Origin of the sequence: Streptomyces sp. NPDC087263, assembly GCF_044744645.1 — a bacterium.
GTDB lineage: Bacteria > Actinomycetota > Actinomycetes > Streptomycetales > Streptomycetaceae > Streptomyces.
The window spans coordinates 247,305-259,921 of the sequence record NZ_JBIUYT010000010.1 but is presented as its reverse complement, the minus strand read 5'-3'; the positions used below and the strand labels follow the sequence as shown (position 1 = coordinate 259,921).

Annotated in this window: 15 protein-coding genes; 14 read left to right on the top strand and 1 reads right to left on the bottom strand. The window is 66.6% G+C overall.

What is annotated here, in order from left to right; all coding sequences use genetic code 11:
• The first annotated feature begins 2 nt into the window (after positions 1–2).
• The 11 genes from rplO to truA all read left to right on the top strand — a co-directional run bounded on the left by rplO (position 3) and on the right by truA (position 8,541).
• Positions 3–458: a 50S ribosomal protein L15 gene (gene rplO / locus ACIPC1_RS30815; RefSeq protein WP_329255929.1), complete on the top strand. Its 456-nt coding sequence runs from the start codon at positions 3–5 to the stop codon at positions 456–458.
• Positions 459–701: 243 nt separating this feature from the next.
• Positions 702–2,018, top strand: a complete 1,317-nt coding sequence (gene secY, locus ACIPC1_RS30810; RefSeq protein ID WP_402522851.1) for a preprotein translocase subunit SecY — start codon at positions 702–704, stop codon at positions 2,016–2,018.
• The gene (locus tag ACIPC1_RS30805) at positions 2,018–2,674 is read left to right on the top strand and encodes an adenylate kinase (protein WP_402522849.1); all 657 of its coding nucleotides are present in this window, start codon (positions 2,018–2,020) and stop codon (positions 2,672–2,674) included. Before secY ends, ACIPC1_RS30805 begins: the two co-directional genes overlap by 1 nt.
• A 432-nt stretch (positions 2,675–3,106) precedes the next feature.
• Positions 3,107–3,943, top strand: coding sequence for a type I methionyl aminopeptidase (gene map, locus ACIPC1_RS30800; RefSeq protein WP_402522847.1), 837 nt, complete (start codon positions 3,107–3,109; stop codon positions 3,941–3,943).
• A 303-nt stretch (positions 3,944–4,246) separates the two neighbouring features.
• Positions 4,247–4,468, top strand: coding sequence for a translation initiation factor IF-1 (infA, locus tag ACIPC1_RS30795; protein ID WP_003948620.1), 222 nt, complete (start codon positions 4,247–4,249; stop codon positions 4,466–4,468).
• A 57-nt stretch (positions 4,469–4,525) separates the two neighbouring features.
• The gene (gene rpmJ / locus ACIPC1_RS30790) at positions 4,526–4,639 is read left to right on the top strand and encodes a 50S ribosomal protein L36 (RefSeq protein WP_003998809.1); all 114 of its coding nucleotides are present in this window, start codon (positions 4,526–4,528) and stop codon (positions 4,637–4,639) included.
• A gap of 208 nt (positions 4,640–4,847) precedes the next feature.
• Positions 4,848–5,228 (top strand): 30S ribosomal protein S13, encoded by a 381-nt coding sequence (gene rpsM, locus ACIPC1_RS30785; RefSeq protein WP_365442195.1) that lies wholly within the window; start codon positions 4,848–4,850, stop codon positions 5,226–5,228.
• 69 nt (positions 5,229–5,297) lie between these two features.
• The gene (rpsK, locus tag ACIPC1_RS30780; protein ID WP_006376016.1) at positions 5,298–5,702 is read left to right on the top strand and encodes a 30S ribosomal protein S11; all 405 of its coding nucleotides are present in this window, start codon (positions 5,298–5,300) and stop codon (positions 5,700–5,702) included.
• Between the two features lie 147 nt (positions 5,703–5,849).
• Positions 5,850–6,872: a DNA-directed RNA polymerase subunit alpha gene (locus tag ACIPC1_RS30775; RefSeq protein WP_046583607.1), complete on the top strand. Its 1,023-nt coding sequence runs from the start codon at positions 5,850–5,852 to the stop codon at positions 6,870–6,872.
• Positions 6,873–7,002: 130 nt separating this feature from the next.
• Positions 7,003–7,539, top strand: a complete 537-nt coding sequence (rplQ, locus tag ACIPC1_RS30770; RefSeq protein ID WP_402522844.1) for a 50S ribosomal protein L17 — start codon at positions 7,003–7,005, stop codon at positions 7,537–7,539.
• Between the two features lie 144 nt (positions 7,540–7,683).
• Positions 7,684–8,541 carry a tRNA pseudouridine(38-40) synthase TruA gene (gene truA, locus ACIPC1_RS30765; protein ID WP_402522842.1) on the top strand — a complete coding sequence of 286 codons (858 nt, stop codon included), beginning with the start codon at positions 7,684–7,686 and terminating at the stop codon, positions 8,539–8,541.
• Between the two features lie 179 nt (positions 8,542–8,720).
• Here the strand turns inward: truA and ACIPC1_RS30760 are convergent, their stop codons facing one another.
• Entirely contained in the window at positions 8,721–9,608 is an 888-nt protein-coding gene (locus ACIPC1_RS30760; protein ID WP_402522839.1) for a hypothetical protein, read from the bottom strand.
• Between the two features lie 414 nt (positions 9,609–10,022).
• Here ACIPC1_RS30760 and rplM point away from each other — a divergent pair, with 414 nt between their 5' ends.
• The 3 genes from rplM (at position 10,023) to glmM (ending at position 12,614) form a co-directional block, all read left to right on the top strand.
• Positions 10,023–10,466 (top strand): 50S ribosomal protein L13, encoded by a 444-nt coding sequence (rplM, locus tag ACIPC1_RS30755; RefSeq protein WP_365436862.1) that lies wholly within the window; start codon positions 10,023–10,025, stop codon positions 10,464–10,466.
• Positions 10,467–10,507: 41 nt separating this feature from the next.
• The gene (gene rpsI / locus ACIPC1_RS30750) at positions 10,508–11,050 is read left to right on the top strand and encodes a 30S ribosomal protein S9 (protein WP_402522837.1); all 543 of its coding nucleotides are present in this window, start codon (positions 10,508–10,510) and stop codon (positions 11,048–11,050) included.
• Between the two features lie 205 nt (positions 11,051–11,255).
• On the top strand, positions 11,256–12,614 hold the full coding sequence (glmM, locus tag ACIPC1_RS30745) for a phosphoglucosamine mutase (protein WP_384380452.1): 1,359 nt from the start codon (positions 11,256–11,258) through the stop codon (positions 12,612–12,614).
• Positions 12,615–12,617: the final 3 nt, after the last annotated feature.

The window sequence follows — 12,617 nt, the reverse complement described above, 5'->3', positions numbered from 1 at the left end:
TCATGGCGGAAAACAGCCCGCTCAAGATCCACAACCTCCGTCCCGCCCCGGGCGCCAAGACCGCCAAGACCCGTGTGGGTCGTGGTGAGGCGTCGAAGGGTAAGACGGCCGGTCGTGGTACCAAGGGCACGAAGGCCCGTTACCAGGTTCCGGAGCGCTTCGAGGGTGGCCAGATGCCCCTCCACATGCGTCTCCCGAAGCTCAAGGGCTTCCGGAACCCGTTCAAGACCGAGTACCAGGTCGTGAACCTCGACAAGCTGGCGTCGCTGTACCCGGAGGGTGGCGAGGTCACCGTCGAGGGGCTCGTCGCCAACGGTGCGGTTCGCAAGAACAGCCTCGTCAAGGTCCTCGGCCAGGGCGAGATCTCCGTGGCACTGCAGGTGACGGTTGACGCCGTCTCCGGCTCCGCCAAGGAGAAGATCACCGCCGCCGGCGGTACCGTCACCGAGCTCGTCTGAATTCAGCAGGCGTCTCGATGACTTGAGCGATCCCAGCCGGGGGTGCCCACAAAAGGGGCATCCCCGGTTGGTCGTTCCTAGGGGGGCAGTGTCGCCGGTAAGGTGGCCTGCGCTGCCGAATATCGTCCGGTGAGTCCCAAGGGAACTCCGGGCGGCCTTTGACTGTTGGTTAGCTGTCAGACATCCGTCGAACCTCAAGACCGTCACCTCTGACGCAGAAGCGCGGGGGTCGCAGGAGGCACCGTGCTCACCGCGTTCGCCCGGGCGTTCAAGACGCCCGACCTGCGCAAGAAGCTGCTCTTCACGCTCGGCATCATCGTGGTCTATCGGGTGGGTACCCACATCCCGATCCCAGGTGTCGACTACCAGAACGTGCAGACCTGTATCGACGTGGCCAAGGGCAGCAGCCAGGGTCTCTTCGGTCTGGTCAACATGTTCAGTGGTGGCGCGCTGTTGCAGATCACGATCTTCGCGCTGGGCATCATGCCGTACATCACGGCGAGCATCATCCTCCAGCTGCTGACCGTGGTGATCCCGCGCCTGGAAGCCCTCAAGAAAGAGGGCTCGGCCGGTACCGCCAAGATCACGCAGTACACCCGTTACCTGACGGTGGCGCTGGCCATCCTCCAGGGCACCGGTCTGGTCGCCACCGCCCGCAGCGGCGCGCTCTTCAGTGGCTGCCAGGTGGCCACCGAGATCGTGCCCGACCAGTCGATCTTCGTCACCATCACGATGGTCATCACCATGACCGCCGGTACGGCCATGGTCATGTGGCTGGGTGAGCTCATCACCGACCGCGGCATCGGCAACGGCATGTCGATCCTGATGTTCATCTCGATCGCCGCGACCTTCCCGGCCGCGCTGTGGACCATCAAGACCCAGGGCACGCTGGCCGACGGCTGGATCGAGTTCGTCACGGTCATCCTGGTCGGCCTCGTCATGGTCGGCCTGGTGGTCTTCGTCGAGCAGGCTCAGCGCCGTATCCCGGTCCAGTACGCGAAGCGCATGATCGGCCGCCGGTCCTACGGCGGCACGTCTACGTACATTCCGCTGAAGGTCAACCAGGCGGGCATCATCCCTGTGATCTTCGCCTCGTCGCTGCTCTACATCCCGGCTCTGATCGCTCAGTTCTCCAGCGGAACGTCCAGCTGGAAGACCTGGATCGAGACGAACCTGACCAAGGGTGACCACCCGATCTACATCACGGTCTACTTCTTGTTGATCGTTTTCTTCGCCTTCTTCTACGTCGCGATCTCCTTCAACCCCGAAGAAGTAGCCGACAACATGAAGAAGTATGGTGGCTTCATCCCGGGCATCCGGGCTGGTCGGCCGACTGCTGAGTACCTGAGCTACGTACTCAACCGGATCACCTGGCCGGGTTCGCTGTATCTGGGTCTGATCGCTCTCGTGCCGACGATGGCGTTGGTTGGTTTCGGGGCAAACCAGAACTTCCCGTTCGGTGGCACCAGCATCCTGATCATCGTGGGTGTCGGTCTGGAGACGGTGAAGCAGATTGAGAGCCAGCTCCAGCAGCGCAATTACGAAGGGTTCCTCCGCTGATGCGAATCGTCCTCGTCGGGCCGCCCGGCGCCGGCAAGGGAACGCAGGCCGCGTTTCTCGCCGCGAACCTGTCGATCCCGCACATCTCCACGGGCGACCTGTTCCGCGCCAACATCAGTCGGCAGACGGAACTCGGCAAGCTGGCGAAGTCCTACATGGACAAGGGCGAACTGGTACCGGACGAGGTCACCATCGGGATGGCCAAGGACCGCATGGAGCAGCCGGACGCGGAGAACGGCTTCCTGCTCGACGGCTTCCCTCGTAACGTCTCGCAGGCCGAGGCGCTCGACGAGATGCTGAAGAACGAAGGCATGAAGCTCGACGCGGTGCTGGACCTTGAGGTTCCCGAGGACGAGGTGGTCAAGCGGATCGCCGGCCGTCGCGTCTGCCGGAACGAATCGGCGCACGTTTTCCATGTCACGTACAAGCCGCCGAAGAAGGACGGCGTGTGCGATGTCTGTGGCGGCGAGCTGTACCAGCGTGACGACGACTCCGAGGAGACCGTGCGCACGCGCCTCGAGGTCTACCACACGCAGACCGAGCCGATCATCGACTACTACAAGGCCCAGGGCCTGGTCGTCACGATCTCCGCGCTCGGCAAGGTGGAAGAGGTCACGGGGCGTGCGATGGAGGCGTTGGCTCGCGGGAATGCGTGATCTCGCGGGGCGCGTTGAGCGGTAAGTAGTGCGTTGCTTCGGCCGCGGCACCCTGGGGGTGCCGCGGCCGAAGTGTGTGGTGGGGCCTGCGGCCCCGGGGCGTGCCGGTTGCTTGCCAGTGGGGCCTGCCTGGGGCCGAGTTGTGCCTTGGAGCGCGCCGCGGGTGGGGGAGGGACCCCTGGGCCGGGTGCCGTGTCGTACGCGTGTGTGAGGCCTTGCCTGTACTGCCGTGGCGCGTGCGTCCCGGTCGGCGCGGGGGCGGGGGTGAGGCTGGTGTCCCCCCGGCCGTGGGTGTCCCCGGCCGTGGGTGTCCGCTTCCGAGGGGGACCGCGGGGGCGTCGTGGTTTGGGTGCCTTGGTCCGCGGGGCAGGTGGGGGCACCCGTATCGTTGGAGTAGTCCGTTCTCTCCGGTCAAGGAAGGCCGCAGTCGCCATGGTGCAGATCAAGACCCCCGAGCAGATCGCCAAGATGCGTGAGGCGGGCCTGGTCGTCGCCGCCATCCACGCGGCAACCCGTGAGGCAGCCGTGCCGGGAGCCACCACGAAGGACCTGGACGAGGTCGCGCGCAAGGTGCTCGCCGAGCACGGGGCCAAGTCGAACTTCCTCGGGTACGGCGGTTTCCCGGCCACCATCTGCACCTCGGCCAACGAGGTCGTCGTCCACGGCATCCCGGACGACAAGACCGTCCTCAAGGACGGCGACATCATCTCCATCGACGCCGGCGCGATCGTCGACGGCTGGCACGGCGACGCCGCGTACACCGCGTTCGTGGGCACCGGTCACGCCCCGGAGCTCATCGAGCTCTCCCGGGTGACCGAGGAGTCGATGTGGGCGGGCATCGCCGCGATGAAGCTGGGGAACCGGCTCGTCGACGTCTCCCGCGCCATCGAGACGTACATCCGCCGCCAGCCCAAGGTCGGCGGCGGCCGGTACGGGATCGTCGAGGACTACGGCGGCCACGGCATCGGCACCGAGATGCACATGGACCCGCACCTCCTCAACTACGTCGAGCGCCGGCGCGGCAAGGGACCAAAGCTGGTCCCGGGGTTCTGCCTCGCCATCGAGCCGATGGTGTCGCTGGGCACACCGAAGACCGAAGTGCTGGAGGACAACTGGACCGTCATCACGACGGACGGGACCTGGTCCTCGCACTGGGAGCATTCCGTGGCGTTGACGGAGGAGGGGCCGCTTGTGTTGACGGCTCCGGATGGTGGGCGGGCGAAGCTGGCGGAGTACGGGGTTGTGGCTGCGCCGGATCCGTTGGTGTAGTCGTTCCGTGCGGGGCCCGAGGCTGCTGCGACAGGGGGCTTCCGGCCTTGGGCCGGCGCCGTGTCGGGCGGGCACCGACGTGCCGTGTCGGTGCCTGAGCTGCCGCGATTTCGATCTTTCTGTCGGCGGTTCGGGGCCGTCTGCTGTAGGGGTTCTGGTTAATGATCTTTGAAGTCGGGCATTCTCCCTCGATTCGTCTTTCCGGGTGCGCTGACGTAGACTGACTCGTCGGCTCTCGTGCACCCGCATGTCTGCATGCGCTCGTACGGAGTCGATCAAGGTAGTCGATTCGAAGGGCGAAGCGTGGCCAAGAAGCAAGGTGCCATCGAGATCGAGGGCACTGTCGTCGAGTCTCTTCCGAACGCAATGTTCAAGGTTGAGCTCCAGAACGGCCACCAGGTTCTGGCACACATCAGCGGCAAGATGCGTATGCACTACATCCGCATCCTCCCTGACGACAGGGTCGTGGTGGAGCTGTCTCCGTACGACCTGACGCGTGGCCGGATCGTCTACCGGTACAAGTAGATCTTGCCTGTGCCCCGCTTCCGCGGGGTGGTGGCACTGACCCGGAGAACCTCACCAATGAAGGTCAAGCCGAGCGTCAAGAAGATCTGCGACAAGTGCAGGGTGATCCGCCGTCACGGCCGGGTCATGGTCATCTGCGAAAACCCGCGCCACAAGCAGCGCCAGGGCTGACGCACGACCGACCTTCTGCTTCCGCAGATACTTCGCGCGACGCAAGTAGTACGTGTTCATACGCAGAGCCCAGGGCTGAGTCGCATCAGGCCTGACACCCCCGGTCGGAGGCCGGGGACCCGATTCGTACCGAATCTTCGACGTGAAGAGGACGGCGGACGGGAACCGGCTTTGCGGAAGACCTCCGAACGACAACTGGAGCCATTGAATGGCACGCGTTTCCGGTGTTGACATCCCGCGCGAAAAGCGCGTGGAGGTTGCGCTCACCTACGTGTTCGGCATCGGCCGGACCCTCTCGCAGAAGACGCTGGCCGAGACCGGCGTCAACCCGAACACCCGCGTTCGTGACCTCTCCGAGGAGGAGCTGGTCAAGATCCGCGAGTACGTGGACGCCCACTTCAAGACCGAGGGTGACCTCCGTCGCGAGGTGCAGGCCGACATCCGCCGCAAGGTCGAGATCGGCTGCTACCAGGGTCTGCGTCACCGTCGCGGTCTGCCCGTTCACGGTCAGCGCACCAGCACGAACGCTCGTACCCGCAAGGGCCCGCGTCGCGCGATCGCCGGTAAGAAGAAGCCGGGCAAGAAGTAGTCCTCAGCGGACAACGCTTCATCAGCGGTCTTCGCTGTAGGACCGACCACCTCCCCGTAGGAGTTATAGATGCCCCCCAAGGGTCGTCAGGGCGCTGCCAAGAAGGTGCGCCGCAAGGAAAAGAAGAACGTCGCTCATGGGCACGCCCACATCAAGAGCACGTTCAACAACACGATCGTCTCGATCACGGACCCCGCGGGCAACGTGATCTCCTGGGCCTCCGCCGGCCACGTCGGCTTCAAGGGCTCGCGCAAGTCCACCCCCTTCGCCGCGCAGATGGCCGCCGAGTCGGCCGCCCGTCGCGCGCAGGAGCACGGCATGCGCAAGGTTGACGTCTTCGTGAAGGGCCCGGGCTCCGGTCGCGAGACCGCGATCCGTTCCCTCCAGGCCACTGGCCTCGAGGTCGGCTCCATCCAGGACGTCACCCCCACCCCGCACAACGGCTGCCGTCCGCCCAAGCGCCGCCGCGTCTGACGCACGGTTGTCTTAGTTTTCCGGGGGTCCGGGCGGTATGGCCTTTCGGGGCCGTGCCGCCCGTACCCTTGTAGCTGGAACACATCGGGCTACCACCCGGTGGCAAGGGCATCAAATAGTGGGTGCCCCTGACTGAAGGACTCCTTCATGCTTATTGCTCAGCGCCCGTCGCTGACCGAAGAGGTCGTCGACGAGTTCCGTTCCCGGTTCGTGATCGAGCCGCTGGAGCCGGGCTTCGGTTACACCCTTGGCAATTCCCTGCGTCGTACGCTCCTCTCCTCGATCCCGGGTGCGGCGGTCACGTCCATCCGCGTCGACGGTGTCCTGCACGAGTTCACCACCGTGCCGGGCGTCAAGGAGGACGTCACCGACCTGATCCTCAACATCAAGCAGCTCGTCGTGAGCAGTGAGCACGATGAGCCGGTCGTGATGTACCTGCGTAAGCAGGGTCCGGGTCTGGTCACCGCCGCCGACATCGCGCCCCCGGCCGGTGTCGAGGTGCACAACCCCGACCTCGTCCTCGCCACGCTCAATGGCAAGGGCAAGCTGGAGATGGAGCTGACCGTCGAGCGCGGTCGCGGCTACGTCTCCGCCGTTCAGAACAAGCAGGTGGGACAGGAGATCGGTCGTATTCCGGTCGACTCGATCTACTCGCCGGTTCTGAAGGTCACGTACAAGGTCGAGGCCACGCGTGTCGAGCAGCGGACCGACTTCGACAAGCTGATCGTCGACGTCGAGACCAAGCAGGCGATGCGCCCGCGTGACGCCATGGCGTCCGCGGGTAAGACGCTGGTCGAGCTGTTCGGGCTTGCCCGTGAGCTCAACATCGACGCCGAGGGCATCGACATGGGTCCGTCCCCGACGGACGCCGCCCTTGCCGCTGATCTCGCCCTGCCGATCGAGGAGCTCGAGCTCACCGTTCGGTCCTACAACTGCCTCAAGCGTGAGGGCATCCACTCCGTGGGTGAGCTCGTCGCACGCTCCGAGGCCGACCTCCTCGACATTCGTAACTTCGGTGCGAAGTCCATCGACGAGGTCAAGGCGAAGCTGGCCGGCATGGGCCTGGCCCTCAAGGACAGCCCGCCCGGATTCGACCCGACCGCAGCCGCCGACGCCTTTGGCGCCGACGACGACGTGGACGCGGGTTTCGTGGAGACCGAGCAGTACTGACCGACCAGTACTGCTCGGGAGCCACACCTCCGGGACCTTTCGGGGTCCCGGATCTCCGACGGGCGATCGCCTGCTCGGACACTGACCTCGGTACCTGATACGGCCGGGGCAGATACGAAGGAGAAACACCATGCCGAAGCCCGCCAAGGGTGCCCGTCTGGGCGGCAGCGCCGCGCACGAGAAGCTGCTCCTCGCGAACCTTGCGAAGTCGCTCTTCGAGCACGGCCGCATCACCACCACGGAGGCGAAGGCCCGGCGCCTGCGCCCGTACGCGGAGCGTCTGGTCACCAAGGCGAAGAAGGGTGACCTTCACAACCGCCGCCAGGTGCTCACGGTGATCACGGACAAGAGCATCGTGCACACGCTCTTCACCGAGATCGGCCCGCGTTACGAGAACCGTCCGGGTGGCTACACCCGTATCACCAAGATCGGTAACCGCCGTGGCGACAACGCGCCCATGGCTGTCATCGAGCTGGTGGAGGCACTGACCGTGGCCCAGGCGGCCACCGGTGAGGCCGAGGCGGCGACGAAGCGTGCCGTCAAGGAAGACGTCCTCAAGAAGGACGACGCCCCGAAGGACGCCCCGGTCGAGACCGAGGCTGCCGACGAGGTCGTCGAGGACGCGAAGCCGGCTGTGGCCGAGGGCGACGAGTCCAAGGACGCCTGAGCTTCTGCTCGTGTGTGAGCGGGTCCGCCCCCTTCGGGGCGGGCCCGCTTTCGCGTTCCCCCGGTGGGGGCGGGGGGCCGTGCGCGGCTGCGGGTCCGGCTGGGCGGCATGCTGCTGTCCCCGTCGTCCTGAGAGGATCTGTCTGTGAGTGATGAAGCGGAAACTGGGTTTGTGCGGGTGCGGCTGGATCTGGGGTATGACGGGCGGGAGTTCTCCGGGTGGGCCAAGCAGGCCAGTGGGCGTAGGACCGTGCAGGGCGAGATCGAGGATGCCCTGCGGACGGTGACGCGGTCGGGGGACGCCACGTATGAGCTGACCGTGGCCGGGCGGACCGACGCCGGGGTGCACGCGCGGGGGCAGGTGGCGCATGTCGATCTGCCCGAGGACGTGTGGGGCGAGCACCGGGAGAAGCTGCTGAAGCGGCTGGCCGGGAGACTGCCGAAGGACGTGCGGGTCTGGTCGCTGGCCGAGGCGCCCAGTGGGTTCAACGCCCGGTTCTCAGCGGTCTGGCGGCGGTATGCGTACCGGGTGACCGACAGCCCCGGTGGCGTCGATCCGCTGCTGCGGGGCCACGTCCTGTGGCACGACTGGCCGCTCGACGTGGACGCCATGAACGAGGCCGCCCAACTCCTTCTCGGAGAGCACGACTTCGCCGCCTACTGCAAGAAGCGGGAGGGGGCCACGACCATTCGTACGCTTCAGGAGCTGAGCCTCGTGCGCGGGGGCGACGGGATCATCACCGCGACGGTTCGCGCCGACGCCTTCTGCCACAACATGGTGCGGTCGCTGATCGGGGCGCTGCTGTTCGTGGGGGACGGGCATCGGGGGCCCGAGTGGCCCGGGAAGGTACTGGGTGCCGGCGTACGGGACTCGGCCGTTCATGTCGTACGGCCGCACGGGCTGACGCTCGAAGAAGTCGGTTACCCGGCCGACGCGTTGCTGGCCGCGCGGAGCAAGGAGGCGCGGAACAAGCGGACGTTGCCGTCGGCGGGATGCTGCTGACCGGCTGACCGGCTGACCGGCTGGCAGGCTGACGGGAAGGCCGACAGACCCGCAGACCCGCTGTGCGCCCGTGTGACGGGGGTGTGGGTGGCGGTGGCTTCCCAGCGTTGCGTGGTGGCCTACCGCCTTGCGTGGTGGACCACCACGTTGCGTGGTGGCCTACCGCGTTGCCCGTAGGCCTACTCGTTGGCCGCCGCCGACGCCTGGGTCTCGCCGCGCTGGCGGATCTGGCGGAAGGCGAACTCGGCGAGGTCGTCCCCGGTCGTGAAGACCGCGGTGTCCTTCGTGGTCACGTCCTTGCCGTCGGTGAAGCCGGCGAGGGTGAAGTAGGCGTAGCGGCCGTAGGAGTTGGTGGTCGAGCGGCACACCGCGGAATTGCAGAAGGCCTTGACGTCGCCGCCGGAGAGCGAGGCCAAGATGCTCTTGGCGTCCGCCTCGCCCTTGGCCTTGGTCGCCTGGGCCTCGGTGTCGAAGACGGCGATGCCGACTGTCGCCGCGACGCCGTCCTTGGTGTAGGTGACGCGCATGAGGCGCGTGCAGTCGTTCTTGGTGAGGATCGTGGCGAGCGTGCCCTTCGCGGCCGAGGCGCAGTTCGTCGTGTCGGACTTCTGGCCCTTGAGGTAGACACGGTCAACCAGGGTCAGCGACGAACCGGGGAAGAGGATGTCCGGGCTGAGTGGTGCTGTGTCCTTCTTCACGCTGGATATGAACTCCTCCGGGTTCAGCGGCGGAGGGGCCGAGGTCGGCTCGAAGGACGGTGTGAGCCCGGTGGTGCCGCTCGGGATGTCCGCGGTGGCGGGCAGGTTGCTGGGCGAGTCCGCGGCCTGGCTGGTGCCGTTCGCGGACACCACAGCCACCGCGACGGCGACGCCGACCGCGACGGTGGCGAGCGCTCCGCCGCAGATCAGCAGTAGTCTGCGGCGTTTGTTGCGCGACTCGGAGGCGTCGGCGAGCGCCGCCCAGTCCGGAGTCCGGTCGTCCGACTGGCTGACCCACTGAGGCCGCTGCGATCCCGAATTCCAGGGATCCCACGGGGGCTGCCCCTGCCCACCCTGCCCATAGCTCATGCGCCGCATCTTAGACGGGCGTTGGGGTGTGTCGTTCCGCTTCGCCGGGCACCTGAGACTCTGGTACGACCTGACCGCGTACGGCAAAAGTGACATCTCCGGGTGGTTGGTACGTCACGTCACCCGGCGTGCGGGGGCCGCTCTGATTTCGTACATTCGTACGAGACATGGTCGGCGCAGGTGTCGGCCCCGGGGACGCGTTTTGACCCGTCCGGGGCAGCCCAGGTACGCTGAACCTTCGTTATGTGTATTGGCTTGCTCATTCTCACGTGAGAGGCCCTTACACCGGTCCACCGGGGCCGATGACCAGCGACCAGCACGCGGTATGCGTCACCGCAGTGCGGTCAGGGCTGTCGTGATCGTCCGTGGTGGCCATGTCAGGACCCACTCACTGAAGAAGCGAAGGCTACGACCGTGCGTACGTTCAGCCCCAAGCCCGGCGACATCACTCGCCAGTGGTACGTCATCGACGCTCAGGATGTCGTCCTGGGCCGTCTGGCAACCACTGCCGCGACCATTCTGCGGGGCAAGCACAAGCCGATTTACGCCCCTCACGTTGATGCTGGTGACTTCGTCATCATCATCAACGCCGACAAGGTGCACCTCTCCGGCAACAAGAAGACCCAGAAGATGGCGTACCGCCACTCCGGTTACCCGGGTGGTCTGCGTTCGGTTCGTTACGACGAGCTGCTGGCGAAGAACCCCGAGAAGGCCGTCGAGAAGGCCATCAAGGGCATGATCCCCAAGAACACCCTGGGCCGTCAGTGCCTCTCGAAGCTGAAGGTCTACTCGGGCGACCAGCACCCGCACGCTGCCCAGCAGCCGGTGCCGTTCGAGATCACCCAGGTCGCGCAGTAGTTCCGGCCACCCCCTAAGACAAAGAGAATCTGAGGAAAATCGTGGCCGAGACCACCGCTGAGCAGCCGGTCGAAGAGACTGAGACCGAGCTCGTCGAGAACGTCGAGAACGTCGAGAGCTACACCACCGAGTCCGAGGTGCCGCCCGTCGAGGGCGAGTACACCTCGGAGTCGCTCGCGGGCCGCTTCGGCGACCCGCAGCCGGCCGCCGGCCTGGGCCGTCGCAAGGAAGCCATCGCCCGCGTCCGGATCGTCCCGGGCACCGGCAAGTGGAAGATCAACGGTCGCACCCTTGAGGAGTACTTCCCCAACAAGGTGCACCAGCAGGAAGTCAACGAGCCCTTCAAGGTGCTCGAGCTCGACAACCGCTACGACGTTGTCGCCCGCATCACGGGTGGCGGCGTCTCCGGTCAGGCCGGTGCGCTCCGTCTCGGTGTCGCCCGCGCGCTGAACGAGGCCGACGTCGACAACAACCGCGGCGCCCTCAAGAAGGCCGGCTTCCTCAAGCGCGACGACCGTGCGGTCGAGCGCAAGAAGGCCGGTCTCAAGAAGGCCCGTAAGGCCCCGCAGTACAGCAAGCGTTAATCTTCGCTGCCTGCTCGTACGCGTAGCACGTGTGGTCAGTCGAGCACGTGGAGTTACGCGTAGTACGTCCGAACGCCCCGGCGGCACGCCACAGTGCCGCCGGGGCGTTCGTTTATCACGGCCTTAGGCGTATAACGGCACAAGGTGCTCAAGGGCTCGTGTGATCGGATGACTTTCGAATTCTGAAGCTTCCTCAGGAGGACAAGTGGGACGACTCTTCGGCACGGACGGCGTGCGCGGTGTCGCCAACGCGGATCTGACGGCCGAGCTCGCGCTCGGTCTGTCCGTCGCGGCGGCGCACGTACTGGCCGAGGCGGGCACGTTCGAAGGCCACCGGGCGGTCGCGGTGGTCGGTCGTGATCCGCGTGCGTCCGGGGAGTTCCTGGAGGCCGCCGTGGTCGCCGGTCTGGCCAGCGCGGGCGTGGACGTCCTGCGCGTCGGTGTGCTGCCCACCCCTGCGGTGGCGTACCTCACCGGCGCGCTGGGCGCCGACCTCGGCGTGATGCTCTCCGCCAGCCACAACGCCATGCCCGACAACGGCATCAAGTTCTTCGCACGCGGTGGCCACAAGCTCGCCGACGAGCTGGAGGACCGGATCGAGGGCGTCTACGAGGAGCACCGCACCGGCGCTCCCTGGGACCGGCCGACCGGCTCGGGCGTGGGGCGCGTGCGCTCGTACGACGAGGGCTTCGACCAGTACGTCGCCCACCTGGTCGCCGTACTCCCGAACCGCATCGACGGTCTGAAGGTCGTCCTGGACGAGGCGCACGGCGCCGCCGCCCGGGTGTCGCCCGAGGCCTTCACGCGGGCCGGCGCCGAGATCATCACGATCGGTGCCGAGCCGGACGGGCTCAACATCAACGACGGGTGTGGCTCCACCCACCTGGAGAAACTCCAGGCCGCCGTTCTCGAACACGGCGCCGACCTCGGCATCGCGCACGACGGCGACGCCGACCGCTGCCTCGCCGTGGACCACACGGGTGCCGAGGTGGACGGCGACCAGATTCTGGCTGTTCTCGCGCTGGCGATGCGGGAGCGTTCCGCACTGCGCTCCGACACCGTTGTCGCGACTGTCATGTCCAATCTGGGGTTCAAGCTCGCCATGGAGCGCGAGGGACTGTCCTTCGTGCAGACGGCGGTCGGTGACCGTTACGTCCTTGAGGCCATGAAGGAGCACGGGTACGCGCTCGGCGGCGAGCAGTCCGGGCACGTGATCATCCTCGACCACGCCACCACCGGCGACGGCACGCTGACCGGGCTGCTCCTCGCGGCCCGGGTCGCCCAGTCCGGCCGTACGCTGCGGGATCTCGCGTCCGTCATGGAGCGGCTGCCGCAGGTGCTCATCAATGTGCCGGACGTCGACAGATCACGGGTGGGCACCTCGGCCGAGCTGGCGACGGCCGTTGCCGACGCCGAGCGTGAACTCGGTTCCACCGGGCGGGTGTTGCTCCGCCCGTCCGGTACCGAGCCGCTCGTACGGGTGATGGTCGAGGCCGCCGACATCGACCATGCGCGGTCGGTGGCCGGGCGGCTCGCGGACGCGGTGAAGTCCGCGCTCGGTTAGGAG

Excerpts from the sequence above, each read along its gene's own strand:
- rplO (WP_329255929.1), top strand. The coding sequence starts at position 3 with ATGGCGGAAAACAGCCCGCTCAAGATCCACAACCTCCGTCCCGCCCCG.
- ACIPC1_RS30805 (WP_402522849.1), top strand. The coding sequence starts at position 2,018 with ATGCGAATCGTCCTCGTCGGGCCGCCCGGCGCCGGCAAGGGAACGCAG.
- map (WP_402522847.1), top strand. The coding sequence starts at position 3,107 with ATGGTGCAGATCAAGACCCCCGAGCAGATCGCCAAGATGCGTGAGGCG.
- rpmJ (WP_003998809.1), top strand. The coding sequence starts at position 4,526 with ATGAAGGTCAAGCCGAGCGTCAAGAAGATCTGCGACAAGTGCAGGGTG.
- rpsM (WP_365442195.1), top strand. The coding sequence starts at position 4,848 with ATGGCACGCGTTTCCGGTGTTGACATCCCGCGCGAAAAGCGCGTGGAG.
- rpsK (WP_006376016.1), top strand. The coding sequence starts at position 5,298 with ATGCCCCCCAAGGGTCGTCAGGGCGCTGCCAAGAAGGTGCGCCGCAAG.
- ACIPC1_RS30775 (WP_046583607.1), top strand. The coding sequence starts at position 5,850 with ATGCTTATTGCTCAGCGCCCGTCGCTGACCGAAGAGGTCGTCGACGAG.
- rplQ (WP_402522844.1), top strand. The coding sequence starts at position 7,003 with ATGCCGAAGCCCGCCAAGGGTGCCCGTCTGGGCGGCAGCGCCGCGCAC.
- ACIPC1_RS30760 (WP_402522839.1), bottom strand. The coding sequence starts at position 9,608 with ATGAGCTATGGGCAGGGTGGGCAGGGGCAGCCCCCGTGGGATCCCTGG.